21 protein-coding genes and 2 pseudogenes are annotated in these 26,867 nt (G+C 70.6%); 6 read left to right on the plus strand and 17 right to left on the minus strand.

The genetic code is table 11. From position 1 onward, the window contains the following. Window positions 1-5 precede the first annotated feature (5 nt). A complete protein-coding gene (locus ACZ3II_RS07640) occupies window positions 6-1,262 on the minus strand; it encodes a glycosyltransferase (RefSeq protein WP_465516817.1) in 1,257 nt (418 codons plus the stop codon). A gap of 66 nt (window positions 1,263-1,328) precedes the next feature. Beyond that, a complete protein-coding gene (locus ACZ3II_RS07645; protein ID WP_465516818.1) occupies window positions 1,329-2,075 on the minus strand; it encodes an MBL fold metallo-hydrolase in 747 nt (248 codons plus the stop codon). A gap of 276 nt (window positions 2,076-2,351) precedes the next feature. On the opposite strand from ACZ3II_RS07645, the gene ACZ3II_RS07650 reads away from it, so the two are divergent. After that, the gene (locus ACZ3II_RS07650) at window positions 2,352-2,765 is read left to right on the plus strand and encodes a hypothetical protein (protein WP_465516819.1); all 414 of its coding nucleotides are present in this window, start codon (window positions 2,352-2,354) and stop codon (window positions 2,763-2,765) included. 52 nt (window positions 2,766-2,817) lie between these two features. Here ACZ3II_RS07650 and ACZ3II_RS07655 read toward each other — a convergent pair whose 3' ends face one another. The 5 genes and pseudogenes from ACZ3II_RS07655 to clpS all read right to left on the minus strand — a co-directional run bounded on the left by ACZ3II_RS07655 (window position 2,818) and on the right by clpS (window position 5,535). Next, window positions 2,818-3,783: a PLP-dependent cysteine synthase family protein gene (locus ACZ3II_RS07655; protein WP_360327037.1), complete on the minus strand. Its 966-nt coding sequence runs from the start codon at window positions 3,781-3,783 to the stop codon at window positions 2,818-2,820. A gap of 5 nt (window positions 3,784-3,788) precedes the next feature. Next, the gene (locus ACZ3II_RS07660; protein ID WP_465516820.1) at window positions 3,789-4,106 is read right to left on the minus strand and encodes a MoaD/ThiS family protein; all 318 of its coding nucleotides are present in this window, start codon (window positions 4,104-4,106) and stop codon (window positions 3,789-3,791) included. Between the two features lie 60 nt (window positions 4,107-4,166). After that, window positions 4,167-4,663: pseudogene (locus ACZ3II_RS07665) on the minus strand (M67 family metallopeptidase). Window positions 4,664-4,716: 53 nt separating this feature from the next. Continuing rightward, window positions 4,717-5,217, minus strand: coding sequence for a DUF2017 domain-containing protein (locus ACZ3II_RS07670; RefSeq protein ID WP_465516821.1), 501 nt, complete (start codon window positions 5,215-5,217; stop codon window positions 4,717-4,719). Between the two features lie 27 nt (window positions 5,218-5,244). Next, window positions 5,245-5,535: an ATP-dependent Clp protease adapter ClpS gene (gene clpS, locus ACZ3II_RS07675; protein WP_465516822.1), complete on the minus strand. Its 291-nt coding sequence runs from the start codon at window positions 5,533-5,535 to the stop codon at window positions 5,245-5,247. Window positions 5,536-5,654: 119 nt separating this feature from the next. Between clpS and ACZ3II_RS07680 the strand changes: the two genes are divergently transcribed. Genes ACZ3II_RS07680 through ACZ3II_RS07690 form a run of 3 tightly spaced genes read left to right on the plus strand, consistent with a single transcriptional unit; the run spans window position 5,655 to window position 8,581 of the window. Further along, the gene (locus tag ACZ3II_RS07680) at window positions 5,655-6,941 is read left to right on the plus strand and encodes a nicotinate phosphoribosyltransferase (protein WP_465516823.1); all 1,287 of its coding nucleotides are present in this window, start codon (window positions 5,655-5,657) and stop codon (window positions 6,939-6,941) included. 14 nt (window positions 6,942-6,955) lie between these two features. Then, window positions 6,956-7,534 (plus strand): nicotinamidase, encoded by a 579-nt coding sequence (locus tag ACZ3II_RS07685; protein WP_465516824.1) that lies wholly within the window; start codon window positions 6,956-6,958, stop codon window positions 7,532-7,534. Between the two features lie 57 nt (window positions 7,535-7,591). Beyond that, complete coding sequence (locus ACZ3II_RS07690) at window positions 7,592-8,581, plus strand: endonuclease/exonuclease/phosphatase family protein (RefSeq protein ID WP_465516825.1); 990 nt, start codon at window positions 7,592-7,594, stop codon at window positions 8,579-8,581. A 1,272-nt stretch (window positions 8,582-9,853) separates the two neighbouring features. Here the strand turns inward: ACZ3II_RS07690 and ACZ3II_RS07695 are convergent. From ACZ3II_RS07695 to ACZ3II_RS07710, 4 genes and pseudogenes are all read right to left on the minus strand, one after another. Next, window positions 9,854-11,047 (minus strand): annotated as a pseudogene (locus ACZ3II_RS07695) (MFS transporter); the annotation flags it as partial. 123 nt (window positions 11,048-11,170) lie between these two features. Then, the gene (gene ctaD / locus ACZ3II_RS07700) at window positions 11,171-12,925 is read right to left on the minus strand and encodes an aa3-type cytochrome oxidase subunit I (protein ID WP_465516826.1); all 1,755 of its coding nucleotides are present in this window, start codon (window positions 12,923-12,925) and stop codon (window positions 11,171-11,173) included. Between the two features lie 178 nt (window positions 12,926-13,103). Next, window positions 13,104-14,210 carry an FAD-dependent monooxygenase gene (locus ACZ3II_RS07705; protein ID WP_465516827.1) on the minus strand — a complete coding sequence of 369 codons (1,107 nt, stop codon included), beginning with the start codon at window positions 14,208-14,210 and terminating at the stop codon, window positions 13,104-13,106. Window positions 14,211-14,292: 82 nt separating this feature from the next. Then, on the minus strand, window positions 14,293-14,436 hold the full coding sequence (locus tag ACZ3II_RS07710) for a hypothetical protein (RefSeq protein ID WP_465516828.1): 144 nt from the start codon (window positions 14,434-14,436) through the stop codon (window positions 14,293-14,295). A gap of 80 nt (window positions 14,437-14,516) precedes the next feature. Here ACZ3II_RS07710 and ACZ3II_RS07715 point away from each other — a divergent pair, with 80 nt between their 5' ends. Then, entirely contained in the window at window positions 14,517-15,602 is a 1,086-nt protein-coding gene (locus tag ACZ3II_RS07715; RefSeq protein WP_465516829.1) for a DNA polymerase ligase N-terminal domain-containing protein, read from the plus strand. A gap of 75 nt (window positions 15,603-15,677) precedes the next feature. Here ACZ3II_RS07715 and ACZ3II_RS07720 read toward each other — a convergent pair whose 3' ends face one another. From ACZ3II_RS07720 to ACZ3II_RS07740, 5 genes are all read right to left on the minus strand, one after another. After that, window positions 15,678-16,763, minus strand: a complete 1,086-nt coding sequence (locus ACZ3II_RS07720; protein ID WP_465516830.1) for an S-(hydroxymethyl)mycothiol dehydrogenase — start codon at window positions 16,761-16,763, stop codon at window positions 15,678-15,680. After that, window positions 16,760-17,281, minus strand: a complete 522-nt coding sequence (locus ACZ3II_RS07725) for a MarR family winged helix-turn-helix transcriptional regulator (RefSeq protein WP_465516831.1) — start codon at window positions 17,279-17,281, stop codon at window positions 16,760-16,762. Before ACZ3II_RS07725 ends, ACZ3II_RS07720 begins: the two co-directional genes overlap by 4 nt. Window positions 17,282-17,500: 219 nt before the next feature. After that, on the minus strand, window positions 17,501-17,890 hold the full coding sequence (locus ACZ3II_RS07730) for a cupin domain-containing protein (protein ID WP_465516832.1): 390 nt from the start codon (window positions 17,888-17,890) through the stop codon (window positions 17,501-17,503). Window positions 17,891-17,909: 19 nt separating this feature from the next. Further along, window positions 17,910-19,595 carry an EAL domain-containing protein gene (locus ACZ3II_RS07735; protein WP_465516833.1) on the minus strand — a complete coding sequence of 562 codons (1,686 nt, stop codon included), beginning with the start codon at window positions 19,593-19,595 and terminating at the stop codon, window positions 17,910-17,912. Between the two features lie 341 nt (window positions 19,596-19,936). Further along, the gene (locus ACZ3II_RS07740) at window positions 19,937-24,130 is read right to left on the minus strand and encodes an AAA domain-containing protein (protein WP_465516834.1); all 4,194 of its coding nucleotides are present in this window, start codon (window positions 24,128-24,130) and stop codon (window positions 19,937-19,939) included. 122 nt (window positions 24,131-24,252) lie between these two features. Between ACZ3II_RS07740 and ACZ3II_RS07745 the strand changes: the two genes are divergently transcribed. After that, window positions 24,253-25,077, plus strand: coding sequence for a hypothetical protein (locus ACZ3II_RS07745; protein ID WP_465516835.1), 825 nt, complete (start codon window positions 24,253-24,255; stop codon window positions 25,075-25,077). Window positions 25,078-25,397: 320 nt separating this feature from the next. Here the strand turns inward: ACZ3II_RS07745 and ACZ3II_RS07750 are convergent, their stop codons facing one another. Beyond that, the gene (locus tag ACZ3II_RS07750) at window positions 25,398-26,066 is read right to left on the minus strand and encodes a hypothetical protein (protein WP_465516836.1); all 669 of its coding nucleotides are present in this window, start codon (window positions 26,064-26,066) and stop codon (window positions 25,398-25,400) included. Between the last annotated feature and the right edge of the window lie 801 nt (window positions 26,067-26,867).

Raw genomic sequence — 26,867 nt, forward strand, 5'->3', positions numbered from 1 at the left:
CAACCCTATGCGTAACGGGCGGCGCCGGCTTCGTCCGCCCCGGCCTCACGCGGTTTTTCGTCGGTGGCGCTGATCCGGCGCGGGGTGGGAACCCCGTTGAGGTACGGCGTGGACGGCACCGCCGGCCGGATCAGCCCCGCCAGCGGAGCCGTCACGGGCTCCGGGATCGCCTCGTGCGCCCGCAGGAAGCCCTCGACCGACGCGGGCCAGCCGTACCGCTCGGCCTGGGCCCGGGCCGCCGCCCGGCGCTCCACCAGGGGCCGCTCCAGCAACCGGCTGACCGCATCGGCGAACGCCTCGGCCGTGCCCGGCACCGCCACCCCGCCGTCACCGACCACCTCGGGCAGCGCGCTCTGCTCGTTGACCACCACGGGCGTGCCGCAGGCCATCGCCTCCAGAGTGGCCAGCCCGAACGTCTCCACCGGACCCGGCGACAGCACCACGTCGGCGCTGGCCAGCAGCGCGGCGACGGCCGGCCGCTCGGAGATGTGACCGGCGAACCGGACCGGCAGCCGGGCGCCCCGATAGGCCAGGGCGGTCCGCCGGGTGCCGTCACCGGCCATCACCAGCACCGCCGGGACCTTGCCGTTGCGCAGCGCGGCGACCGTGTCGACGGCCAGCTCCGGCCGTTTCGCCGCGGACAGCCGGCTGCAGTAGACCAGCAGCAGCTCGTCGGGGCGGGCGTACCGGGAGCGGACGGCGGCGTCCATCGCGCCGGGGTGGAACAGGTCGAGGTCGACGCCGAGTGGCACCTCCACCAGGTTCGGCACGCCGATGCGGCGGAACTCCTCGGCGGCGAACGCGGTGGTGCAGACGATCGTGTCGAACGCCTCGGCGGTGCGCCGGTTGAACCGGTCCGCCAGGGCGTCGCGTTTCGGCATGCCCCAGACGCCGAGCAGGCCCGCCAGGCTCTCGTGCGACACCATCATCGACCGGACCCCGCGACGGCGTGCCCAGTCGCCGGTCCAGCGCAGCGTGGTGCGGTCGGACACCTCGATCCGGTCCGGCTCCAGCCCGTCCAGCAGCTTGATCAGCTCACGGCGGCCGGCGAGCACACGGTAACCACCGGTGCGCGGCAACGGCGCGCCGGGCAGCGTGATGACCCGGCCCTGGGTGGTGACCTTGTCGGAATAGCGACGGCCCGGAACGACCAGGACCGCCTCGTGACCGGCCGCCTGATAGCCGCGGCCCAGCTCGCGCAGCGCCGTCCGCAGGCCTCCGGTGTGAACCGTGACGAAGTTGGCCAGGCGGACGATGCGCATGCAACAGCTCCAAGTCACGTCACGTGATGCGGTCGGTGCTGAGCCGATCTCGCCCCCGTAACCGGCTCAGAGATCGTATCTGGCGCCGGGGCGGACGACTTCGACCGGTCCCGCATAGGCGGCGGTGGCGGCTTCCACAATAGATGCCTCACTGGCCCAGGCGGGTACGAGATGGGTCAGCAGGAGCCTGCCCACATCGGCCTTGGTGGCCGCCTCGCCGGCTTCTCCGCCGGTCAGGTGCAGGTCGGGGGGATTGACCACACCGTCCTGGTAACTCGCCTCACAGAGGAACAGATCGGCGCCGGCGGCCAGTCGCAGCAGCGCCTCACAGGGCGCGGTGTCCGACGAGTAGGCCAGCACCCGGCCGTTGTGTTCGATGCGGACCCCGTACGTCTCCACGGGGTGGTTGACCCGGTCCACGGTGACCGTCAGCGGGCCGATCGGGAACGTGCCCGGCTGCAGTCCGTAGAAGGTGTAGACGTCGTCGACCGGCTCGCCCTCGGTGCTGTAGGCGGCGGCGATCCGCTCGGCGGCGCCCAGCGGGGCGTAGACCGGCAACGGCGGCAGCGCGCCGGCGGGGTCGTAACGGCGCACCACGACGTAGGTGCACGCGTCCAGCATGTGGTCGCAGTGCAGGTGCGTGAGGAGGATGGCGTCGACGCGCCGCATGTCCGAGTATCGCTGCAAGGCCGAGAGTGACCCGGAACCGAAGTCGATCAGGAGCCGGAATCCCTCGGCCTCCACGAGGTAGGCCGAACATGCCGACTCGGGGCCGGGGAAACTGCCGGCACAACCGAGAACGGTTAGTCGCATCCGGATCCCTCTGGCTCACGCTGTGTTGGCCCGACCTGAGTCGTCGGCCACGCCCCACCCGACCGGTCCGTGCCGGACTTGTCAGACCAGTCAATCACGGAGCGAAGCGTACGCCGCGACAACTGCCCGCCGTTAACAACTGATCGATTTGTCGCTAAATCGACAACGCACATCACAGCCCTCATGACCTCGTCCATCACCTTTGCACCGTCACGTCCGGTGATCCACCCGCGTTGCTCAGGGTGAGTGCTTTGAAGATCATCGGATGGAGGCGGCATGACCTCGATCGAACAGGCGCGGACCACCCGGATCGTGACCCAGGCGAACCTTCCGGCCCCGGAACCGCACGCGGCGACGGACCCTTCGCCAGCGGCGCCCGATCCCGAGGTCTCCTTCCGCTTCCCGGCGCCGGACGACCCGGCGCCCGGCGCGGCACGGATGCTCGCGATCGCCCTCTACAGCGCGGCGCTCGGGCTGTGCGGGGTCGCCGTCGGGCTGTGGGCGGTGATGGCCGTCTTCAGCGGCGCGCCCGGCTGGTACCTGCCGGTGCTGGCCCTGCTCACCATGCTGAGCGTGGCGCCGGTGGTGGCCGCGTTCCTCGCCATCCACCAGCGCACCCTGCCCTGGATCCTGCTGCTCGCCGCGGCCCCGCCGATGGCCGGCAACGTGCTGGTCGCCCTGTCCTACTGATCCAGCGTGTGGAGTTCGGCCGCTGTTCGCGCCGCAACTCCACACACGTGATCTAGGCCCAGAGCTGGCCCTCGAGGGCCTCTTCCGCCTCGTTGAGCGTGCCGCCGTACGCGCCGGTCGACAGGTATTTCCAGCCGGCGTCCGGAACCACGAACGCGACGTCGGCACGATTGCCGGCCCGGACCGCCTCGTGCGCGACGGCGAGGGCCGCGTGCAGCACCGCGCCGGTGGAGAACCCGGCGAAGATGCCCTCGACCTCGATCATCTGGCGGGTCCGCAGCACGGCGTCCCGGGTTCCGACGGAGAACCGCCGGGTCAGCACGGAGGCGTCGTACAGCTCGGGGACGTACCCCTCGTCGATGTTGCGCAGGCCGTAGACCAGCTCGCCGTACCGCGGCTCGGCGGCGATGATCTGGATGCCGTCGACCTTCTCCCGGAGGAAGCGGCCGGTGCCCATCAGCGTGCCGGTGGTGCCCAGCCCGGCCACGAAGTGCGTGATCGTGGGCAGGTCGTGCAGCAGCTCCGGGCCGGTGGTCTCGTAGTGCGCGCGGGCGTTCGCCGGGTTGCCGTACTGGAAGAGCATCTTCCAGTCGGGGTGCTCGGCGGCGATCTGCTTCGCGGTCGCGACGGCCTGGTTCGACCCGCCCGCCGCGGGAGAGAAGATGATCTCGGCGCCGTACATCCGGAGGATCTGGGTCCGCTCGGCCGACACGTTCTCCGGCATCACGCAGACCAGGCGGTAACCCCGCAGCTTGGCGACCATGGCCAGGGCGATGCCGGTGTTGCCGCTGGTCGGCTCGAGGATGGTGTCGCCGGGCCGCAGGTGCCCGGACTCCTCGGCCTCGCGCACCATGAACAGCGCGGCACGGTCCTTGATGCTGCCGGTCGGGTTGCGGTCCTCCAGCTTGGCCCAGAGCCGCACCGGCGGCGCCCCTTCGGGCACCGCCGGGGAGAGCCGGGGCAGGCCGACGAGCGGCGTGCCCCCGCACGCGTCCAGCAGGCTCTCGTAACGAGCCATCAGACTTACAGGCCGCCGAGCAGCGCCGCGGCGGCGGCGAAACCGAGGGCGCCACCCGCGACGGCCGGGAGGATGGTGATCGAGTCGCCGTCCTTGACCTTGGCGTCGAGCGCGCCGAGGAAGCGGACGTCCTCGTCGTTGACGTAGATGTTCACGAACCGGTGCAGGCCGCCCTCGGGCGTGATCAGCCGGCCCTTGAGGCCGCTGTGCTTGGCGTCCAGGTCGTCGATCAGCTCGGTGAGCGTGTCACCGGCCCCCTCGACGATCTTGGCGCCGCCGGTGTAGGTGCGCAGGATGGTGGGAACGCGAACTTCGATGGCCATGGCTGCAAATCTCCTGAAGGAGTCGAACGGAAAGGGCGGAGGGTCGGTCGGGTCGCGCTGTTACCGGCAGCGACACTCGTAGAAGACCGACGCCGGGCTCTGCCCGAACATGAACGACTGCACAGCTGTGGAAATCACGCCTTCACCGTCGCATCCACGATGTTGACCTCTTCTTCGGTCACCACACCGTCCACGATACGGAACGAGCGGATCTCTTCCGTATCGGGCTCGCGGGTCGACACCAGGAGATAGTGCGCGTTCGGCTCGCCGGCGAAGGAGATGTCCGTCCGTGACGGGAACGCCTCGGTCGCGGTGTGCGAGTGGTAGATCACCACCGGCTCCTCGTCGAGGTCGTCCATCTCGCGCCAGACCCGCAGATGCTCCATCGAGTCGAACTCGTAGAACGTCATCGAGCGCGCCGCGTTGTCCATCGGGATGTGCCGGGTGGGCACATCACTGCCGATCGCTCCGGCGACGACGCCACAGGCCTCGTCGGGGTGGTCCCGGCGGGCGTGGGCGACGATCGCGTCGATGATCGCTCGGTCGATGGTCAGCACGCCGTTCACATTACCGTGAGATTTCCGTACGCCCACCGTGGCAGTTGCCACACCTACCTGATCTCGGGGAGCGCGTTGAGCAGCGATTCCTGGAGATAGCCGAGGTACGCGTACACCGAGAGCTGGAAGACCCGGCTGGAGCCCGGATCCTCGAGCACCGCGTCGTCCAGCTCCTCGCCCAGGTCGGTGTCGGGCTTGATCTCCAGGCGGGTGCCCATGGCCAGCCGGGCGTCGTTGATCGCCCGGAGCCAGGCCTCGGCAGCCTCGCCGTCCAGGCGCACCTCCCCCTCGCCCTCGTCGGGAAGGGCCGCGAGGATCGCGCCCGCCTGGTCGATCTTGCTGGTCTTGAGATCGCCCTCGGTGTAGAGCCGGAACTCCTGCGAGTCCTCTGGTCGATCGGGATAGATGTCCGGGAAGAGCCGGCTCACCACCGGATCGGTGTGATCCATGCCGTCGGTCAGCAGACCGACCACCTCGGCCGCCACTTTCCGCAGGACTCGCACCTCGTCGTGCGCGAACGTGGCGACACACTGGCCACCGCTGCGTCGGAACATCTTCTTCCCCACCCGCTCGTCAGGCCGTCAACCACGGTCGACAGTCGCCCAGAGACCGTATCCGTGCAGCTGGTTGGCGTCCATCTCCATGCGCTCGCGCGCACCTGTGGAGACCACCGCCTTGCCCTTCGTGTGCACGTCCATCATCAGCCTCTCGGCCTTTTCCTTGCTGTAGCCGAAGAGTTTCTGGAAGACCCACGTCACGTACGACATGAGATTGACCGGGTCGTCCCAGACGATGGTCACCCATGGCCGATCCTCGGCCGGTACTTCCTGTATCTCCGGCGTCTCGACGGGAGCAACCTGAGGCAACGCCATGCCCCCATGTTGCCACCGGATTCGGCGAACCGGTGAACCGGAGCATCGAACCGCTGGTCAACAGCCGCGTCGAGCCCCATGGTCGGCATCCCGGCCCGCGGCGCAATAGGGTGTGAGTCGTGGAGACCATCGCGCCGGCCCTGATGACGGACCAGTACGAGCTGACCATGGTCAGCGCCGCGCTCCGGGACGGCACCGCCGACCGGAACTGCGTCTTCGAGGTGTTCGCTCGAAGGCTGCCCACCGGCCGGCGCTACGGCGTGGTCGCCGGCACCGGGCGGCTCATCGAGCTGATCCGTGACTTCCGGTTCGAGCCGGGCGAGATCGAGTTCCTGCGCTCGGCCGGGATCGTCGACGAGGCCTGCGCGAAGTGGCTCGCGGACTACCGGTTCACCGGCGACATCGAGGGCTACTCCGAGGGCGAGCTGTTCTTCCCCGGATCGCCGATCCTGACCGTTTCCGGCAGGTTCGCCGAGTGCGTGGTGCTGGAGACGCTGATCCTGTCCGTGCTCAACCACGACTGCGCGATCGCCGCCGCGGCCGCCCGGATGGTCACCGCGGCCCGCGGGCGCCCGATCATCGAGATGGGCTCCCGGCGCACCCACGAGCACGCCGCGGTGGCCGCCGCCCGCGCGGCGTACCTGGCCGGGTTCGCCTCCACGTCGAACCTGGCGGCCGGCCGCGCCTACGGCATCCCGACCACCGGCACGTCCGCGCACGCGTTCACGCTGCTGCACGACGACGAGCCGGCGGCGTTCGGGTCGCAGGTGGCGGCGCTCGGCAAGAACACCACGCTGCTGGTCGACACGTACGACATCAGCCAGGGCATCCGCAACGCGATCGCGGTCGCCGGGCCCGATCTGCGGGCCGTGCGGATCGACTCGGGCGACCTGTCGGTGCTGGCCCAGCAGTCACGTGAGCTGCTGGACTCGCTCGGCGCCACCGAGACGAAGATCATCGTTTCGGGTGACATGGACGAGTACTCGATCGCCACCCTCGCCGCCGAGCCGGTCGACATCTACGGCGCCGGCACCGCCGTGGTCACCGGGTCCGGCGCGCCCACCGCCAGCCTGGTCTACAAGCTGGTCGAGGTCGAGGGACGCCCGGTCGTGAAACGCTCCGAGAACAAGGCGACCGTCGGCGGCCGCAAGACCGCGATCCGCCGGCACAAGCCCACCGGCACCGCCACCGAGGAGATCATCTACTCCCAGGGGGTGCCCGACCACCAGGCCAACGACCGGCTGCTGCAGCGCTCCTACGTCGCCGCCGGCACGGTGCAGGACACGCCCAGCCTCACCGAGTCCCGCGACCACCTCCGGCAGAATCTGATCTCGATCCCGTGGGAGGGCCTCAAGCTCTCCGCGGGTGACCCGGCCATCCCGGTCGTCATCGTTCCCACCGCCTGATCCTGGGGGTTTCCATGTCACGCGCGCTGATCATCGTCGACGTGCAGAACGACTTCTGCGAAGGCGGCTCCCTGCCGGTCGGCGGTGGCGCGGCGGTCGCGAAAGGCATCTCGCTGGTGCTCGACAAGGCCGGCCACCGGTGGGACCACGTGGTCGCCACCAAGGACTACCACGTCGACCCGGGCGCGCACTTCAGCGACCACCCGGACTTCGTCGACACCTGGCCGGCGCACTGCGTGGTCGGCTCCACCGGCTCGGAGTTCCACCCGGAGCTGGTCACCGACCGGATCGAGGCGGTCTTTCACAAGGGCGAGCACCAGGCCGCGTACTCCGGCTTCGAAGGCCGCACCGAGAACGGCGAAACCCTCGCCGGATGGCTGCGGGCCCGGGGGGTCACCGACGTCGAGGTGGTCGGCATCGCGACGGATCATTGCGTACGGGCCACCGCGCTGGACGCCGCCCGCGAAGGCTTCACCACCACCGTGGTGCTCGAACTGACCGCCGGCGTGGCCCGGGAGACCACCGAGGCCGCCCTCGAGCAGTTCCGTGCCGCATCGATCGCCGTAACCGGCAGCCCGGTGGTCGACGCCTGACGGCCATGCCCCATCATCGATCCACTGTGTATCGATGATCTTTACGGGATGGTCATTATGCGTTCACTCAAGAAGGCCGCGGTCGCCGTGGCCACCATGCTCCTCGCCATCGGGGGCGCCGCACTGCCGGCCGCCCCCGCCTCGGCCGCGACGAACGTCACGTACAACTTCTGGGTGTGGAACGTCGCCGGCGTGACCATGCACAACGGCAGCACCAGCGACGGTCTGATCAACGTGGCCGCGTCCTCGATCGTCAACCGGAACGCCGACTTCGTGGTGTTCAACGAGATCTGCCAGGGCCAGTACAACGCCCTGATCGCCCGGCTGCGGGAGCTCGGCTACCCCAACGACGACAGCAACTTCTCCCGGTTCACCTCCAGCCGCGACTCGGCCACCTGCCTGCCCGGCTCCGGCAGCGAGCCGTACGGCAACGCCATCTTCAGCAAGCACGCGCTGAACGGCGCCCAGCGCTGGACGCTGCCGTCGGACGGCTCCGACGACGCCCGCACCCTCACCTGCGTCGCCCCGACCGCCCGGCCGAGAATGCACTTCTGCGGCACCCACATCACCACCAGCAACGAGATCGCGTCCAACGGCAAGGCGCACAACGTGAACCAGCTCGACTACGCGCTGGCCCGCATGGAGGACTTCAACGCCGCCGGGGACACCGCCGTCATCGCCGGTGACTTCAACGGCCAGCCGCACTACGGCAGGCTCAACAACTGGTACTCGTCGACGCTGAACGTCGCCAACAACAACGGCAACACCGGCGCCTACCGCGAGCTGGACGACAACGACTCGGGCAACTGCCTCGGGTACGGCGAGTGGACCGCCACCGGCACCCCCGGCGCCACCCCGCCGTGCGGTGGCAGCGCCAAGATCGACCTGATCTTCGCCCGCCAGAACCGGATCGTCGGCAGCTACAGCGGCGACTCGCTGAGCATCTCCACCGCCTGCTCCGGCATCCCGGCGACCAGCGCCTACGCGGCCGGCTCCTGCTCCGACCACCGCATCGTCATCGGTACCGCCACTCTCTCCGTCGCCTGATCTCCGTCACATCGCGGCCCCATGCCCCGGGCGGGGCGTGGGACCGTGCCGTTTCCGGCTCAGCTCGGCCGTCCAGTTCCCTGATCCGATGCAGTCGCCAGCACTCGACCATCGGAGTGAGCCGGCATCCCCGCATTCGTGCGCAGTTGACCAGCGGCGTCGGGCAGCGCACCCGCCCGCTGGACCAGCCGACCACCGGATCCGACAGCCCCCGCCCGCAGGACCAGCCGACCACCGAATCGGACAGCACGCCCCGGGTCCAGCGCCGGAATCGAACAGCTCACCGCCCGCTCGCGCAGCTCGCCACCAGCACTTGCACGACTCTGCGCAGTTGACCACCGAAATCGGCCAGTTCCTCAGCTCGTCACCGAAGTCGGACAGTTCCTCCGCGTGTATGAGCAACTCCCCGCCGGGATCGGGCAGTTCCTCAGCCTGCATGAGCAACTGGCCATCGGCGTCGGCCCGCTCTGCCGCGATCTTGAGCAGTTGACCACCGGGTTCAGCCGGTTCCGTCGCGATCTTGTGCGATTCGCATCGGTTCGCCGCACTCAAGATCGGTGCGGCTCACGATCTTGGGCGCTAATCTCCGGATCCCCGGAGCCGTGTGCACACCTTCGGACCCACTTCGGATCTTGTTCGCGCGACACCAGATTCAGGTCTACAAGATCGACAGCAGGGCTCTGCCCGGAACCCGCGCCCTGGACGTCGCGGTCCGACCACACGGCTCGGACGAGGGATTTCCGGTCGTCCCCACGAACTCGGGAGACTTCCCACGGGTGTTGGCCCGTAGAGGCGCGCCGAGCAGCGGCCGCACCGCAATCAGCCGCTCATGGTGCGAAGTTGGCAACGCGTGATCGACACTCGGACCACAGGCCGACCGCACGCATACAACCGCAGAGGGCTCGCGAGGCGAGGACTGCGACACCGTCACCGCTCCCCACCATCGACGGTCGGCACAGCCGGCAGCGACCCGCGGGCTGGGGACCGCTCCCCATAACGGCGAAGTCAGCGGCCCACGACGTCCTCGGAGACCGGCTCCGGCCTGACGGAGGCATCCGCGGCGCGGCCGCCGGCCACCGGCGGGGTGAGGGCGGGCGCATCCGAGGCGGGCGCATCCGAGGCAACCCCAGCGGAGGCGGACGCATCCGGAGCAGACACGACTGAAGCGGGCGCATCCGAGGCAGGCACAGCTGAGGCAGGCACACCCGAAGCGGGCGCATCTGAAGCAGCCACAGCAAAGGCAGGCACAGCCGAGGTGGTCCCAGCCGAGGCGGGAGACGCCGACGGTGCCGGTGTGTCGCGGCGGCGGCGCAGCTCGGCCGGGAGGACCAGCAACGCCACCAGAACGCCCACCGCGCCCACCGCGGCGAACCCCCACGCCGGGCCCCAGCGGTCGATCGCCAGGCCGGCCAGCGGGGCGCCGCAGGCCACGCCGACGGTCAGGGCCGAGTTGTGCATGCCCATCGCCTCGCCGCGGGCGCCGGCCGGGATCATCCGGCTGATCGCGTCGGAGCTGGCGGTGATCGTCGGGGCGCAGAGGGCGCCCGCCGGGATCAGCAGCAGCGCCAGCAGCCACCAGTGGTCGCCGCCGAGGCCGACGGGGATGGTCAGCAGGGCCATCGGCGTGAAGATCACCAGGATCGGCAGGCCGCGGCGGACGGTGCCGTAGAGGAAGCCGCCGATGAGTGAGAACAGCGCCCACAGGGCCAGCACCAGGCCGGCGAACTCGACGTCGCCGGAGGCCCGGAGGGTGGCGACCACGGCCACGTCGGTGCCGGAGAGGACCAGGGTGGCGGCCATCGTGACGGCCAGGACGGCGAAGAACCGGGGCTTGAGCCAGGTGCTGCGGGGCACCCGCTCGCCGCTGGACACCGGGGCCTCGTGGGCGGCCCGGACCGGTGGGTCGAGCAGCCACAGGCCGATGCCGGCCAGCAGGATGCCGGCGGCCAGGGCCAGCATGGCGCCGCGGGAGCTGCCGGTGGTGACGATCAGGACGCCGAGCGCGGGGCCGGCCATGAACGACAGCTCGGTGGTCATCGAGTCGAGCGCGAACGCGGGCAGCCGGTGCGACTCCGGGGTGAGCGCGGCGATCGCCTGCCGGGCCACCGAGAAGGCCGGCAGGGCCAGGAAACCGCCGACCGCGGCGACCGGGAGCAGCGCCCAGTAGGGCAGCGCCTGGGCGACCAGCCAGTAGACCACCTCGGCGACCGTGGTGAGGACCAGGACCGGCCGCAGCCCCCAGCGGTCGATGAGGCGGCCCATCACGGGGGCGCCGATCGAGCCGCCGATCGTCGACGCGGCGCCGACCAGGCCGGCCGCGCCGTAGCTCATGCCGAGGCCCTCGACGACGTGCAGCGTGAGCACGACCGTCGCCGCCGCGATCGGGATCCGGGCGAGGGTGGCGACCACGAGCACGGACGTGATCTTCGGGAGCGCGAGTGTTTCGCGGTAAGGCGTGAGCAGCATGGTGGATCCTGACCTCCGCCGCCCATCCTGCCGTGGGGGTACGACGAAAAGCCAACGGTTAAGGATGTGACGAAAAGCAAACGGCCCGCGCTCGGGAGAGCGCGGGCCGTTCGATGCGGCGGGTCAGCGGTCGCGGTCGGTGCTGACGTCTTCCTGGTACGTGGCGCCACCGTCCGACTCGGCGGTGAGCGGTTTCGCACCACCCTCCGGCGGGCCGGCGATCGTCTGACCGGCCGCCAGCTCCGGGAACTTCAGGTCGAAGGCGGGCCGCTCGGAGCGGATCCGCGGCATCCGGTCGAAGTTGCGCAGCGGCGGCGGGCTGGTGGTGGCCCACTCGAGCGAGTTGCCGTGGCCCCAGGGGTCGTCGGCGGTGGTCAGCTTGCCGACCTTGTACGACTTCCACACGTTGTAGATGAACGGCAGGGTCGACAGGCCGAGGACGAACGAGCCGATCGTGGAGAACGTGTTCAGGAAGGTGAAATTGTCGGCCGGCAGGTAGTCCACGTACCGCCGGGGCATGCCCTTGGTGCCCAGCCAGTGCTGGACCAGGAACGTGCCGTGGAAGCCGATCATCGTGAGCCAGAAGTGGATCTTCGCGAGGCGCTCGTCGAGCATCCGGCCGAACATCTTCGGGAACCAGAAGTAGATGCCGGAGAACACCGCGAACACGATCGTGCCGAAGAGCACGTAGTGGAAGTGCGCGATCACGAAGTACGAGTCGGAGACGTGGAAGTCGATCGGCGGCGAGGCGAGCAGCACGCCGGAGAGACCACCGAAGAGGAACGTCACCAGGAAGCCGACCGCGAAGAGCATCGGCGACTCGAAGCTGATCTGGCCGCGCCACATGGTGCCGATCCAGACGAAGAACTTCATGCCGGTCGGGACCGCGATCAGGAAGCTCAGGAAGCTGAAGAACGGCAGCAGCACCTGCCCGGTGGCGAACATGTGGTGCGCCCACACCGACATCGACAGCGCGCCGATCAGCAGCGTCGCGGCGACCAGGCCCTTGTAGCCGAAGACGGGCTTGCGGCTGAAGACCGGGATGACTTCGGTGATGATGCCGAAGAACGGCAGGGCGATGATGTACACCTCGGGGTGGCCGAAGAACCAGAAGAGGTGCTGCCACAGCATCGGGCCGCCGGTCGCCACGTCGAAGACGTGCGCGCCGAGGACACGGTCCGCGGCGAGGGCGAACAGCGCGGCCGCCAGGAACGGGAAGACCATCACCGCGAGCAGCGCGGTGACCAGCATGTTCCACGTCATGATCGGCATCCGGAACATGGTCATGCCCGGGGCCCGCAGGGTCAGGATCGTGGTGATCAGGTTGACCGAGCCGAGGATCGTGCCCAGACCGGAGAGGGCCAGGCCGACCACCCACATGTTCCCGCCGACGCCCGGCGAGTGCAGGCTGTTGCTCAGCGGGGTGTACGCGAACCAGCCGAAGTCGGCGGCGCCACCGGGGGTGAGGAACCCGCCGATGGTGATCAGGCCGCCGAACAGGTAGAGCCAGTAAGCGAAAGAGTTCAGCCGCGGGAACGCCACGTCCGGCGCGCCGATCTGGATCGGCACGACGTAGTTGCCGAACGCGAACACGATCGGCGTGGCGAAGAACAGCAGCATGATCGTGCCGTGCATGGTGAACAGCTGGTTGTACTGCTCCGGCGACAGCAGCTGCATGCCCGGACGGGCCAGCTCCGCGCGCATCAGCAGCGCCATCAAGCCACCGAGCAGGAAGAACACGAAGGCCGTGATCATGTACATGATCCCGATCTGCTTCGCGTCCGTCGTCCGCAGGATCCGGGCAAACGCCGAGCCCTTGACCTGCCGCCGGACCGGGTATGGTCGGGTCGCGATCGGCGACGGCGCAACGGTCGTCACGAATTGCCTCCGTTGTCTCGTTCGTCCCTCTCGGGATATCCCGAAGATCGGGCGTACCTGGCTGGCAGAATAGTCCCCCGCGTACCTTCCGCCGTCGCGGGGTGACCAAAGAGCACACCAGGTCACCTCTCCGGTCAGACCGGAGACACACGAGGGCCGGCCCGGAGAGACGGTCGGGTCAGACCGGAGCCACCAGCGCCCGATAGTGATCGGTGAAGATGTGCGCGCCCCGGCGGCGCAGCATCGGGTCGCGCAGGGCCGGTGGCACGTCACGGGTGCGGTCCCGCTCGCGGGTCCGCTCGCGCACCTCGGCGCAGCGTGGCCGGCGCCGCTCCTCCCACGCCCGCAGCGCGGCCGGGATGTCCCCGGCGGCGTCGCGCAGCTCCTGGCCGAGGACCCAGCCGTCCTCGAAGGACATCGCGGCGCCCTGGGCCAGGGTCGGCGCGGTGGCGTGCGCGGCGTCGCCGACCAGCACGACCGGGCCGGTGGACCAGGACGGCAGCACGACCTCGTCGGTGCGGGCCACCTGCACCTTCTCGATCTTGCCGAGGATGGCCGGGACCGGGCCGCCGAACGAGCCGAACAGCTCGCGCAGGCGGGCGAGCGGATCCGCCGGGTTGGGCGCGTCGGGCGCGGTCTCGTCGGCGTGGCAATACAGCCGGCGGCCGCCCATCGGCATCGCCACGAACTGCGAGCGGCGGCCGAGCACCGCCGTCCAGTCGGCCAGCGGCGGGCCGCCGCTGACCACCGCGCGGTAGACGATCTGCCCGGTCGGCACGGCCGGGCCGCCGAGCCCGACCTGGTCGCGGATCGAGGAGCGCCTGCCGTCGGCGGCGACGACCAGGTCGTACTCCGCGATGCCGCCGGTAGAGAACTCGACCTTGGCGGCGCCGTCGACGATCTGGACGTCACGCACCTCGGTCTCGTAGCGCACCTCGCCGCCGACCCCGGTGAGCAGCACCTGCTGGAGATCGGCGCGGGACAGCACCCGGGACTCGCCGACACCGGCCCACAGGGCCGCCGCGTCCATCTCGAACAGCTCGCGGCCGCGGGTGTCGAGGAAGACCTGCCGGAAGACCAGATCGCCCAGTGGGCGCAGCGGGACGTCGAGGCCGAGCTGGCGCAGCGCGCGGGTGGCGTTGCCGGGGAGATGGATGCCGGCGCCGGGCAGGACGGTGGCCGGGAGCGCCTCCACCACCTCGGGCCGGAAACCGGCGACTCGCAGCCCCCGGGCCGCGGCCAGGCCGGCGATGCCGGCGCCCACCACGAGGATGCGCAAGCTCATGACACCAACGCTTTCTTGTCGATTGATACGCGTCGGAGTGACGACATTACCCCCAGCAACCAATGTGGGGGAACACCCGCGATCACCCCGTCGCGGGAAGCGGGCCGTCGGTCTCCGGCGGCGGGATGGCCATCGCCGCCGCGAACGCACGGCCGGCGCGGGCCAGGGCGACGGCCCGCCGGCGCCGGTAGAAGCGGTGCCGGGACCGGGGCGACAAGGTTTCCATGTGGACACTCAACCACCGGGGTATGACACTTTCGGGCCATCGAGTTACACGCCTGTAGTTCCCGGGCAGACAATCGCGTCATGAGCGACCGTCTCGACGAGTACCGGAGCAGGCGGGACGCCCGGCGCACCCCGGAGCCGATCCCCGCGCCCCGCCGATCACCGGAGCGACCGCGGGACGAGGGCGAGCCGCGTTTCGTCATCCAGCAGCACCACGCGCGCAGCCTGCATTGGGACGTCCGGCTGGAACGCGACGGCGTGCTGGTCTCCTTCGCCGTGCCGCGCGGCCTGCCCCGCGAGCCCGCCCGCAACGCCCTGGCCCGGCCCACCGAGGACCACCCGCTGGAGTACCTGGACTTCGCCGGGGAGATCCCGGCCGGCGAGTACGGCGGTGGCCTGATGACGATCTTCGACCGGGGCACGTACGAGGCCGACAAGTGGCGCGACGGCGAGATCGGGGTCACCTTCCGCGGTGAGCGCACCCACGGGCGGTACGTCTTCTTCCGGATCGACGAGCGGGAGTGGCGGGTCCGGCGGATGGATCCGGCCGAGCCGGGCTGGGAGCCGATGCCGGAGGCGGTACGGCCGATGCTGGCGACCCCGTCCGCCGGGCTCCCGCCGGACGACCGGGACTGGGGTTACGAGATGGACTGGGGCGGCCGGCGCGTCCTCGCGTACGTCTCCGGGGGAAGAGTCCGCCTGACCGACGGTGACGGCGACGATGTGACCTCGTGGTACCCGGAGATCCGGCCGCTGGGCGCGGCGCTGGCGCCGGCCGAGGCCGTGCTCGACGGCGAGATCGTCGCCTTCGACGGGCCCCGCCCGGATCCGGCCCTGCTGACCCGGCGCACCGCGCCGAAGGATCCCGCGGCGGCCCGGCGGGCGGCGGACCGCACCCCGGTTCATCTGATGCTGTACGACCTGCTCTGGCTGGAGGGGCACAGCACGGTCGAACTGGTCCGTTACGCCGAGCGCCGGGAGCTGCTGGAGAGCCTGTCGCTGGCCGGCCCGAACTGGCAGACCCCGCCGTACTTCTCCGGCGGCGGCACGTTCGCCCGGGAGACGGCAGCGGCCCAGGGCCTCCCGGGGGTGATCGGGAAGCGCCTGGACTCGCCGTACCTGCCCGGGCGCGCGAGCCGGCTGTGGTCGAGAATCCCGCCGCGATGAGATCCCGCGGCGCAGCCCACTTCGGTGTGTGGATCTCGGGCGCGAATAACGGCCGAAATCCACACGCTGAAAGCGCTAGAAGATCACCACGGAGCGCAGCACGTCGCCGGTGTGCATCTTGGCGAAGGCCTGTTCGACCTCGTCGAGCGCGATCTCCTCGGTGACGAACGCGTCCAGGTCGAGCCGGCCCTGCCGGTACAGCTCGGTGAGCATCGGGAAGTCCCGGGACGGCAGGCAGTCGCCGTACCAGCTGGACTTCAGCGCGCCGCCGCGCCCGAAGACGTCGAGCAGCGGCAGCTCGACGGTCATCTCCGGGGTGGGCACACCGACCAGCACGACGGTCCCGGCCAGGTCACGGGCGTAGAAGGCCTGCTGGTACGTCTCCGGCCGGCCGACCGCCTCGACCACCACGTCGGCGCCGTGCCCGCCGGTCAGCTCGCGCACCTTCTCCACCACGTCGTGCTCGCGGGCGTTGACCGTGTGGGTCGCCCCGAACCCGCGGGCCCATTCCAGTTTCCGGTCATCGGTGTCGATCGCGATGATCGTGGTGGCGCCGGCCAGGGCCGCCCCGGCCACCGCGCCGTCGCCGACCCCGCCGCAGCCGATCACCGCGACCGAGTCGCCACGGGTCACCCCGCCGGTGTTGATCGCGGCGCCGATCCCGGCCATCACCCCGCAGCCGAGCAGGCCGACCGCGGCGGCCCGGGCCGACGGGTCGACCTTGGTGCACTGGCCGGCGTGCACCAGCGTCTTCTCCACGAACGCGCCGATGCCCAGCGCCGGGGACAGCTCGGTGCCGTCCTCGAGGGTCATCTTCTGGCCGGCGTTGTGGGTGGCGAAGCAGTACCACGGCTTGCCGCGCAGGCAGGCCCGGCAGTTGCCGCAGACCGCGCGCCAGTTGAGGACCACGAAGTCGCCGGGCGCCACGTCGGTGACCCCGTCGCCGACGGCCTCGACCACGCCGGCCGCCTCGTGACCGAGCAGGAACGGGAACTCGTCGTTGATCCCGCCCTCGCGATAGTGCAGGTCGGTGTGGCAGACCCCGCAGGCCTGCACCTTGACGACCGCCTCGCCCGGCCCCGGGTCGGGCACCACGATGGTGGCCACCTCGACCGGCTTGCCCTTCTCCCGGGCGATCACGCCCCGCACCCGCTGACTCATCCGCGCACACCTCTCCTCGCTGATCGGGCCGATGAGGGCCGGTCCGATGGGGACAACCCTGCCACCTCCACCGGCGACTCCAGGAGGGCTTCGGCGACTTTCGCGAGCTGCCGGATCTGCGGGCGGGTCAGCCGGTCGAAGATCAGCTGCTGGACCGCCTCGGCGTGGCCGGGCGCCGACTCGGTCACCTTGGCCCAGCCCGCGTCGGTGAGCACGGCGATCTGGACCCGGCCGTCGGCGGCGTCGCGTTCCCGGCGCACCCAGCCCTTCTCCTCCAGCCGGGCCACCACGTGGGAGAGCCGGGACAGTGACGCGCAGGCGCGTCTGGCCAGCTTGCTCATGGCCAGACGGCGGTCCTCGCGCTCGGAGAGGGTCATCAGCACCAGGTATCCCATGTGGGTGAGACCGGCGTCGCGCTGCAGTTGCGCCTCGAGCGCCGCCGGGACCCGGACGAGCACCTCGACCACCTGCCGCCAGACGTGCTGTTGCTCATCGGTCAACCAGCGGGGCTCGTCCATGCTGGCACATTAGTGGCGTTCGGTTACCGCGATGTGCACCGGACGGCAGGGATCCACCACACGGCGTCAGGGATAGGACTCTGATTCGATCGACTTCCGTGAACTTTGCCGGGTAGGCTGTCCGAGGACCTCAACCCCGACACGGCGCCGGAACCGGCTGGCTGGGGGGCCTCGGCCGGTTCCGGCGTCGTGTACCTATGAGCTTCCTCAGTGAGCTTCTCACTGAGCGGGCGGCTCGTCCTTGCCCGCCTCTTCGAGGGCGTCGGCCTCTTCCTTCGTCTTGTGCACGGCGCCGTCCGCGTGCTCCGGCGGGCCGTACACGGTGTAGAGGACCAGCGGGTTCGGGCCCTCGTTGACGAAGTTGTGCTTGCGGCCGGCCGGCACGACCACCAGGTCGCCCTGCTGGACCTTGCGGGTCTGGCCGGAGACGACCGCCTTGCCGACCCCGCTGACGAAGGTCAGGATCTGGTCCACCTCGTGGACCTCCTCACCGATCTCGCCGCCCGGCGGGACGGTCATGATGACGAGCTGGGTGTGCTTGCCGGTCCAGAGCACGCGGCGGAAGTCGGGGCTCTGCTCAGCGACGGTGGCAATCGTGAAGTGCTCCATGACCCCGGACGTACCCAGGTCAGGCTTTTCGCAATCGGCCCGGGACGACCGGCGACGGCCGGCCGATCAGATAGCCCTGGACGTAGTCGACGCCCAGCTCGCGCAGCATCCGCAGGGTGGGCTCGTCCTGCACGAACTCGGCGACGGTGTGGATCCCGTACGCCTGGCAGACCTGCACGAGCGCCCGTACCAGCACCTGGTCCTGGGGATTGTCGACGAGGTCCACCACGTATTCGCCGTCGATCTTGACGAGGTCGATCGGGAAGAGCCGCAGATAGCGGAACGACGCGTACCCCGAGCCGAAGTCGTCCAGGGCCAGGCCGCAGCCGAGGTCGCGGACCCGGTCGGCGAACCGCCGGGCCTCGCTCAGGTTGCCGATCAGCGCCGTCTCGGTGATCTCGAAGGTGAGCTGCGCCGGCTCCACCCGGTAGCGGTCCAGCAGCTTCTCCACCTCGTTGGTCAGCCGCGGGTCGCCGACCGACCGGCCGGAGAGGTTGACCTGGAGGCACAGCCCGGGCTGCTCGGCGGCGAGCCGCATCGCCCGCTCCACCACCCACAGGTCGATGTCGAAGATCGCGTCGAGGCGTTCCGCGGCGTCCAGCACCTGGATCGGGGACTGTGGCCCGTCGCTCTCGTCGAGCACCCGCAGCAGCAGCTCGTGCCGGGTCACCTTGTTGGTCTGCAGTTCCAGGATCGGCTGGGCGTAGAGGGTGAAGCGGTCGGTGCCGAGCGCGTCGGCGACCCGGGAACGGTAGGAGCCCTGCCGGTCCCGGACCGGCACCGGATGCGCGACCAGGGTCATCGGGCGGTCCGCCTCCCGGGACTGCCGCCACGCCTGCTCGGCGTCGATCAGCAGGCCGTGACTGCCGGCCTCGGCGTCGCGCTCGAACCGGACCAGGCCGCCCCACACCCGGGCGTGCCCGCTCAGCAGGGTGACCAGGGCGCGGGCCTGCTCGCGGGCGGCCCGCCAGGTGGTGCGGGCCAGCAGGACGGCGATCTCGTTCGGGCCGACCCGGCCGATCAGGTGTTCCGGGCGGGCGTTCTCCTCGATCAGGCGGGCCGCGTGGTGCAGCAGATCGGCGTTACGCTCCGGTCGTACCCCCGCAGCGGTGTCTCCGGCCTGCACCCGGACCACCAGGAGCGCGCCGCCCGCGCCGCGCAGCGCCCGGTCGATCTCGTCGGCGAACCGCGCCCGGGTCAGCAGACCGGTCGCCGGGTCCGGCTCGATCAGGGAGGCCTGCACGGTCTCGCCGCGGCGGGTGAGCCGGGCCGACTCGCGGCGGGCACGCTCGCGGGCCGAGACGTCGCGGACCGTGCCGCGGATGCCGCGCACCGTGCCGTCCGGGCCGTCCATCGGTTCCAGGGTGCAGTCGATGTCGAACCAGCCGCCGTCGGCACGCATCAGCCGGACCGTCGTGTGCACGGTCCGCTTGCTGGTCCAGGCCTCGGTGATGGCGCCCAGCGCCTTGGCGTGGTCGTCACGATGCACGTGCCGGGAGAGGATCTGGCGGGTCTTGCCCCTCTCCTCCGGGTCGCGGCCGACCATCGCCGACATCGCGGCGGACCAGACGATCTGATCACCGGCGGCGGTGTACGTGAACCACGCCGCCCGGTCGTCGGCCGGCTGCCGGGGCTCGGGCAGGGCGGCCGGCAGTGATGGCGATGGCGCCGGAGTCCAGCGTTCCCGTTCGTCGGGCACCGTCATACCCCGCCACCTCCCCCCTTGCGCACGGCCGTTCCCGTTGGCGCCACCAAGACCCCTCACCTATTACGACCTGTCACCAGGCCGTAGTAACAGTGGACGTAGGCGTCAAAGTTTTGACGTATCCGCAGGCAAGGCCGGGAGCAGGGAATTATCGCCCATCCAGAGTAACGAAACAACCGAATGGATGACCTCGTTCCCTTACATTTCCGTCGAAAAACTCCGGCCCTCTCCATGACAGACAGTCACTACCAGTGTCCGCCACGGAACCTTCCGCAGTTCCCTACCCCGTTCCCACCGTCCACATGCACCCACCGCATTCGCCGATGCGCACAGCGTGACGATCAGGCCGGGGTGATCTGCAACTCATCGATGCGCTGCCAGACCGGCCGCATCGCCACCTCCGGCTCCCGCGCGAAGACGCTGCCGCGGATCCGCACGAACACGCAGTTGCCGACCCGTTCCAGCACGGCCTGCCGGCGTACGTCGCTCTCCCACTGCTCCGGGCCCTGGTAGGCGTCGCCGTCGCACTCGATCGCCAGCCGCCTGCCGTCCGGGGCGTTCAGCACGAAGTCGATCCGGTAGCCGCCGATCCGGAACTGTGGGACCGGCCGGAAACCCCGGCCCACGAGCGACTTCAGGACCGCGCGTTCGAAGTCGGTCTCGCACGGCGCTCCGGCGTCGGCCGCGAGGGCCTCCACGGGCAGATCGATGGCGTACGCCAGGAGCCGTCCCCGCGCGTCGTCGGCCGGCAGCGCGCCCGGGCGTACCGAATGGAAGATCCAGAGCTGGTCCCGGGCTCGCGACGCCGCCACGTTGATCCGCCGGTGGTAGTCCCGTTTGGTGAACGCCGCGATCCGCGGATCCCGCTCCGACACCACCATCGACACCAGCACCACGTCCCGCTCGTCGCCCTGGAACGTGTAGGCGTCGCCGACCCGCAGCCGCCGCGCCTGGATCTCGTCCTCGCCGATCGCCTCCCGGATCTGCTCCAGCAGCCAGCCCGCCTGCCCGCTGCTGCTGAGCAGGCTGATCACGCCGAGGGTCCGGCCGTCGTACCGCGGATCCGCCACGATCTTGGTGACCCGCTCGACGAGGGCGGCGGCCTCCTCCAGGTTGACGTCGCCGTACCCGGCGATCGGCTGGCGCACCCCGTCCGGGCAGTGCACGGTCTGGATCGGCGGCAGGGCCGGCCGGTCCGCCCGCAACGGCCGGATCTTCCCGTCGTAGTAGTGCCGCGAGGAGAACTCGATGATCTGCGGCACGCAGCGGAAATGCTCGGTCAGCAGGATCCGCTCGGGGGAACGGCGGACCGCGTGGTCGTACAGCGACGACTCCGGGTCGAAGTGCTCGGCCGACGGCACCCCGGTCAAATGCCGCCGGATCAGGCCGTCCACCGCGCCGACGAACCCCAGCTGCGGGCCGATCTGCTGGTCGTCGCCGACCACCACGGCTCGTTCCGCCAGCGACAGCACCGGCAGCGCGAACAGATCCGCCTGGGACGCCTCGTCGACGATCACCACGTCGAACGTCGCGCCCCCGGCGAACTGCTCGATCGCCCGGTCCACCGACATGACCCAGACCGGCACGGCGGTGACCGCCTGCTCCATCGCCCGCTGGGCGTGCGCCTGCCAGGCCGCGGCGCCCCGCCCGGTGCCCTTGCCGATCTTGCGGAGGGCGGTGGTCCAGTCGGCCAGCGCGGCCCGGCGCCGGTCGTCCAGCGCCCGCGACACCTCCAGCCACGCCGACGCCACCACCAGCTCACCGGTCAGCCGGCGGATCCGGTCCCGGGCGCGTTCCACCCGCCGGGCCAGCACCGCCGGATCGACGTCACCGACCACGCCGTCGAACCAGGTCTGCGCCCGCCGCCACTCCCAGGCCTCCAGACACGCCTGGCCGGAGACCACCGGGTGCTCGCCGGCCGCGATCAGCGCCGCCCACTCCGGCGCGGCCACCGCCAGCCGATGGAAGGCCGCGTCGAATCGCAGCACGTCCGGCTGCAACAGCACCAGCCGGCGCACCTCGGCGATCCGCTCGTCCCAGTCGTCCAGCGTCCGCCACGACTCGGCCAGCTCCGGCCAGGCCGCCACCCGCTCGGCCACCGCCCGTTCCACCGCTTCGGCCTTGTCCAAAGCGAACATCTCGGCGGACGCCTCCAGCGCCTCGGTCGCGGCGGCCAGGGCGGCGGTGTCGACGGCCAGCTCGTGCTGCGGCATCAGCGCCGTGATCCGGCGGGCCAGCGGCGGCCACCGGTTCAGGTCGAAGTCCAGCGACTGGATGGCCTCGGCGAGCAGCGCGCCGGCCCAGATCTCCGGATCGCCCCAGCCGCCCGGCGGCTCCGGGATCGCCAGCCGCTCCACCCACTCGAACCAGGACTCGCCGAGCCGGGCACGGGCCTGCGACCGCTGGACCGCCTTGACCGCCAGATCGACGTCCGCGGTGGTCCGCAGCGGCTCGTCGTCCACCCGCACCTCGTCGGCCAGCCGGTACAGCCCGGACTGCAGCAGCCGGCTCAGGCCCTTGCCCGCCGCGAACCGCTGCCGGATCTCGGCCAGCCGGGTGAGCAGCAGTTTCGGCTCGGCCAGGATGTGCTCCGGCACCGTGATCCGATGACCGGACACCTCCCGGGTCAGCGTCGCCAGCTCCGCGAACAGCGTCTCGGTGGTGACCACCTGGTCGTTCCAGAGCGTGCGCCAGTGGGGATCGTCGAGCAGCCGGCCCAGTCGGTCGGTCCAGGTGCCCTCGCGCCGGCGGACCCAGGCCACCGCGTCCCGGAGCTCGGTCAACAGCTCGGACATGCCGGGGCGGCGCTCCGCCCGTACCGCCGCAAGATCGACGCCCTGATCGGCGAGCCGGGACAGGCCCGCCCGCGTCTCCACCGCTGTCTCCCGGGACGCCGCGGCAGCGGCCGCATCCGGCAGATCGGAGATCTCCGGCAGGGGCCGCATCGCCGCCGCACGGTCCTCCGGCGTCAGCCGGGAGCTGAGTTTCAGCAGCGTGGTGAACTCTTCGATGGTCAGCGGCGGCGGACCGGAGACCGGATCCGGGATGCCGCCGTGCGCCGCGGCCCGCTCCCGCAACCACGCGCCCACCTCGGCGGGCAGCAGAGCGACGCCACCTATCTGGTACGTCTGAGCCTCGCTCTCGGCGATCAGCCGCAGCCCCGCCATCGCCGCGGCCAGCTCCCGCTCCGCCTCCTCCAGGTTCCGGGTCAGCCGCTGCACCCGGCGCTCCTCGGCCTCGCCGTCCAGCGTGGCGGCCCGGTCCGACAGCTCCCGCGCGGCCAGCTGCAACTGCACCAGCTGATCGGTGGTCCGGCCCAGCACCGCCAGGCACAGCGGCTGCACCTCCTCCGGCAGGCCGTCGCGCAGCACCCGCAGCGGCTCCTCCTTCTGCGCCACCACCAGGACCCGCTTGCCGTTCGCCATCAGATGACAGATCAGGTTGCGGATCGTGTGCGTCTTGCCGGTGCCGGGCGGGCCCTGCACGGCGACGTTGCGGTGATGGGCCAGGCGGCGGGCGATCGACTCCTGCGCCTCGTTCGTCGGCAACGGCATCAGCAGCCGCTCCCCCACCCGCTCCCAGGTCTCCGGGCGGTCGTCGGGCATCCGCAGGCGGCTCGGCTCGTGCGCGACCACGGCGGCCAGCGCGCCGACCCCGCCCGGCGAGCCCTCGAGCAGGCGATCCCGCATGTTCTCCAGGAAGCCCCGGAGATGGCGCTGCTTCGGGCGGGCGAAGAGCACGGACACATCTCTTATGTACGTCTCCGTGCCCGGCTTCTCCTCGGCCCCGGCGACCACCGTCCGATCGAAACCGAGCCTCGTCAGCGCGCGCTCGAACAGCTCCCGGCGGCCGGCGTCGTTCCACAGGTCCACCTCGACCGTGCCGCCGGGGCCGGTCAGGCTGGTCAGCTGGGCCAGGTGCCGCTCGTCCAGGCCGGTCAAGGCCTCGGTCTGCAGGCGGGACGGGCCGGCCGGGGAGACGGTGATCAGGGCGCGGTCGGGGTCGTACTCGATCAGAACCGGTGTCGCGACCAGCGGGTACCGCACGCGGGTCCCGTCGATCACCGTCTCCAGCAGGCCGTGACCCCAGACCAGCTCGGTGGTGGCCGCGGCCATGTCCAGCTGGTGCATCCGGTCGAACAGCCGGCGGTGCAGCTCACGGGTCTGCTCGGTGGTGGCGGTGAGCTCCGCCCACGGCCGCCACACCTGGTCCCGCCAGGTCGTGAACTCCGCGTCACCGGCGCCGGCCGCCGGTTCCTCCGCGGCGGTCACCTCGCCGCGCAGGTGGCGGCGCAGCGTGGCCGGGACCGCGACCGGGCCGGGCGTCTCGGGGCGGCCGACCCGCAGCCAGGACGCGCCGTCGGCGGCCGGGCCCGCCTGGCACTCGGCGTGCCGGGGCAGCGCGTGCAGCCAGTGCGCGTCGGACGGCACGGTGCGCGCCGGGCGGTCCATCTGGGCTCGCACGGCGAGCAGATAGTCGGCGACCGCCACGGCCCGATCCCGGATCGTCGTGGGCGATTCCCGCTGCTCGGCCATCCGCAGAAGTCTAGGGCCTGCTCCCCGGCACGAACCGGGGTCACAGGGGCGGCGCCTGGACTTAAGGAGCCGCTAAGGTGACCCGCGCTGATCTTGTATATCGACGATCATTGAGGAGGCCCGTGAACCAGGGCTGGGCGGAACGCGACGGGAACGGGCACTACTGGCCCGCGCAGCCGCCGACGATTCCGGCGTCGTTCTACGCGACACCGGCTGACCCGCTGGTCAGCCCGAACTACGAGGGCTGGTGGCGGCGCAGCGTCACCCTGGCCGGCCGGATCTGGAAGCAGGCGCTGATCCTGCACGCGATCGTGGTCCTGCCGACCCTCGCTTTGACCGTCCCTGCCGACGCGTACTTCACCGCCGACACCACCCGGCTCCGGGCGTACCTCGTCCTCCTCGCCGCCCTCCTCGTCAACGCCCTGGTCTCGGCGATCGCCACCGCGGTCAGCGTGCGGCTGGTGGTACAGGCCGCCACCGGGCAGCCGGTCAGCCTGCGGGCCGCCACCGCCGCCGGGCTCCGCCGCACCCACGCGGTTCTCGGCTGGGGTCTCCTCGGCGGGCTGATGACCGCGGCGGCCCTGCTGCTGTGCGTGCTGCCGGTCTTCTACGTCGCCGCGGTCCTGACCGTCCTGACCGTGGTCGCCACCCTCGAACCGGGCTCCGGAATCGGCCGCTGCTTCGCCATCTTCCACGCCGACTTCGGCACCTCCGCCGCCCGCGTCGCCACCGTCTTCGGCATCACCGTCGCCGCGGCGGTCACGCTGGGCCTGGGCGGCGCCATCGTGACGGGCGCGGTCGGCGCCGCCGGTGGGCTCGCGGTCTCGGCAGTGCTGGACGGCGCCTACACCCTGGCCGCCGGCGTCTTCCTGCCCCCGATGCTGGTCACCGCATACGCCGACATGCGCTCCCGCCTCGAACCCTTCTCCACCGCCTACCTCACCTGACGGCTTGCGGTCCGCGGTGCTTCTGCCACCCCTCTTGCGGTACGGGCCAGCAGCGTCCCGTGCCTCGCGGCGGCCCCGGCAGGCGTTCCCTCACGACCGCCCCCCGCTGCGGGTCATGCATGCCGTCCCGGTCACCCCCGGCTGTTCCGCCGACTATCGCTGACCGGCGGCCTCCAGCGACCGGCTGACCGGCTACTTCCGGCGTGTGGAGTTCGGGCGCGCATAGCGGCCGAACTCCACACGCTGATCTGGGGGCGTGCCTCCCGGGGATGCGGAAGCGGGCCGGCCCAGGTGGGCCGGCCCGCTTCGGCGTTTCCGGGTCAGGGGAACTGCATGCGGCGTGGACGCGGAATCACCGGGGGCGGCAACGGCAGGTCGTCGAGATGACTCCAGCTCAGGGTGCCGTTGTCAGTGGACTTGATCTCGCCGAGGCAGGCGCGGAGCAGGCCCAGGTTGGGGGCGCCCGCATAGCCCGCGATGACCACCTCGGGTTTCGGGACGATCCGCGCGATCGCGGCACAGATCTTCGCGACCTCGCGTTCGTCGACGGCGTCCAGCGGGAGCGGCGCCTCGACCGGGGAACGGCGCCACGGTGGGCCGAACCGGCGCAACAGCTCACGGGCGAGCCGGCCGAACGAACGGCCGACCTCGGCATCCCGCATGGACATCCGGGCCGACTGCCCGTAGCACCAGGGCACGATCACGTGGCCATTGATCAGCACGAGCTGATAGACCGACCGCGGCACACTGATGATCTCGGCGCCCGGCAGGGTGCCGAGGAAGAGCACGAGCTCCTCGTACGGCAACGACCACCGGGGATTCCCCAGCACACGTTCCATGGTCTGGGTCATGGCCGGGTGAGCGTGGACCTCACGATCGATCGCCGTGCTCAACGCCTCCGGCACGCGGGTCCACAATTCGTCGGCGACCTTGTCACCGAACTGCTCGATCAGCCAATCGCTCGGACCGACGAGAACGTCTGGACGCATTCCTCACCACCACCGTCCGTGATGCCGACGTCACTGCTGGCTAGAAGAGTTGCACTTCCAATGATCGACTGGAAGGGGCAACAACGAGATCACAAATACAACCATGAATGAATGGGAACTTGTGGATCAATCCATGGCCACAACGATGGGGCGGCGAGGTCTGAGACCGCGAAACATGCAACTTGCGCATAGTGCCCATGCGCAAGTTGCATGGGCCGTTTCGCCATTCGCCGGTACCGGATATTCAACCGGATAGTTATTTCCAAGTGGTGACACGGAGGCAAACAGCGCAGCACGCAGCGTGATCAACTCCAGCCTCACCTGCGGCGCGGGTCCCCGACTGATCACCCGCCCGGCAGTCGGCCCGGCGATACCGGCGGCGAAAAGAATTGCAGTACGCGCGTCCCGTTTCAGGGTTCGACGCCAATCGGGTCCATAACTGATCACTGGCCCTCCGGGGACATGGCGGAAGTGTCGGATACCCGTCAGTTCCCGAATGCTGTGCGCGCCCGCCCGGGCAAACGCTCTCCGGCCCCTCGCTGGTCACACCCGAGCCACGACGACGACAGATCGCACCCGTCCGCACCTTCGGCTGTCCACGGTCCGACACCGAGGACCGCCACTGACCGAGAGCCGAAGATCGATGCGGCATCCGATTCGCCCCGTTCACGGCAATCGTCATGGACGCCCGGGCCAGCCACAATGCAAACCTACCCGGCAGTAGATTCCCGGTATTCGGCTGATTCCGCGCCGGATCGATTCCGGCCGTACGACCGAAACGTATTCTGCCCGCCGCAAACA

The organism is Actinoplanes sp. NPDC019969 (genome assembly GCF_055562375.1).

Excerpts from the sequence above, each read along its gene's own strand:
- ACZ3II_RS07710 (WP_465516828.1), bottom strand. The coding sequence starts at position 14,436 with ATGGAAACCTTGTCGCCCCGGTCCCGGCACCGCTTCTACCGGCGCCGG.
- ACZ3II_RS07660 (WP_465516820.1), bottom strand. The coding sequence starts at position 4,106 with ATGGCCATCGAAGTTCGCGTTCCCACCATCCTGCGCACCTACACCGGC.
- ACZ3II_RS07650 (WP_465516819.1), top strand. The coding sequence starts at position 2,352 with ATGACCTCGATCGAACAGGCGCGGACCACCCGGATCGTGACCCAGGCG.
- ACZ3II_RS07715 (WP_465516829.1), top strand. The coding sequence starts at position 14,517 with ATGAGCGACCGTCTCGACGAGTACCGGAGCAGGCGGGACGCCCGGCGC.
- ACZ3II_RS07670 (WP_465516821.1), bottom strand. The coding sequence starts at position 5,217 with ATGTTCCGACGCAGCGGTGGCCAGTGTGTCGCCACGTTCGCGCACGAC.
- ACZ3II_RS07735 (WP_465516833.1), bottom strand. The coding sequence starts at position 19,595 with ATGACGGTGCCCGACGAACGGGAACGCTGGACTCCGGCGCCATCGCCA.
- ACZ3II_RS07720 (WP_465516830.1), bottom strand. The coding sequence starts at position 16,763 with ATGAGTCAGCGGGTGCGGGGCGTGATCGCCCGGGAGAAGGGCAAGCCG.
- ACZ3II_RS07725 (WP_465516831.1), bottom strand. The coding sequence starts at position 17,281 with ATGGACGAGCCCCGCTGGTTGACCGATGAGCAACAGCACGTCTGGCGG.
- ACZ3II_RS07690 (WP_465516825.1), top strand. The coding sequence starts at position 7,592 with ATGCGTTCACTCAAGAAGGCCGCGGTCGCCGTGGCCACCATGCTCCTC.
- ACZ3II_RS07740 (WP_465516834.1), bottom strand. The coding sequence starts at position 24,130 with ATGGCCGAGCAGCGGGAATCGCCCACGACGATCCGGGATCGGGCCGTG.
- ACZ3II_RS07655 (WP_360327037.1), bottom strand. The coding sequence starts at position 3,783 with ATGGCTCGTTACGAGAGCCTGCTGGACGCGTGCGGGGGCACGCCGCTC.
- ACZ3II_RS07705 (WP_465516827.1), bottom strand. The coding sequence starts at position 14,210 with ATGAGCTTGCGCATCCTCGTGGTGGGCGCCGGCATCGCCGGCCTGGCC.
- ACZ3II_RS07645 (WP_465516818.1), bottom strand. The coding sequence starts at position 2,075 with ATGCGACTAACCGTTCTCGGTTGTGCCGGCAGTTTCCCCGGCCCCGAG.
- ACZ3II_RS07750 (WP_465516836.1), bottom strand. The coding sequence starts at position 26,066 with ATGCGTCCAGACGTTCTCGTCGGTCCGAGCGATTGGCTGATCGAGCAG.
- ACZ3II_RS07640 (WP_465516817.1), bottom strand. The coding sequence starts at position 1,262 with ATGCGCATCGTCCGCCTGGCCAACTTCGTCACGGTTCACACCGGAGGC.
- ACZ3II_RS07685 (WP_465516824.1), top strand. The coding sequence starts at position 6,956 with ATGTCACGCGCGCTGATCATCGTCGACGTGCAGAACGACTTCTGCGAA.
- ACZ3II_RS07730 (WP_465516832.1), bottom strand. The coding sequence starts at position 17,890 with ATGGAGCACTTCACGATTGCCACCGTCGCTGAGCAGAGCCCCGACTTC.
- clpS (WP_465516822.1), bottom strand. The coding sequence starts at position 5,535 with ATGGCGTTGCCTCAGGTTGCTCCCGTCGAGACGCCGGAGATACAGGAA.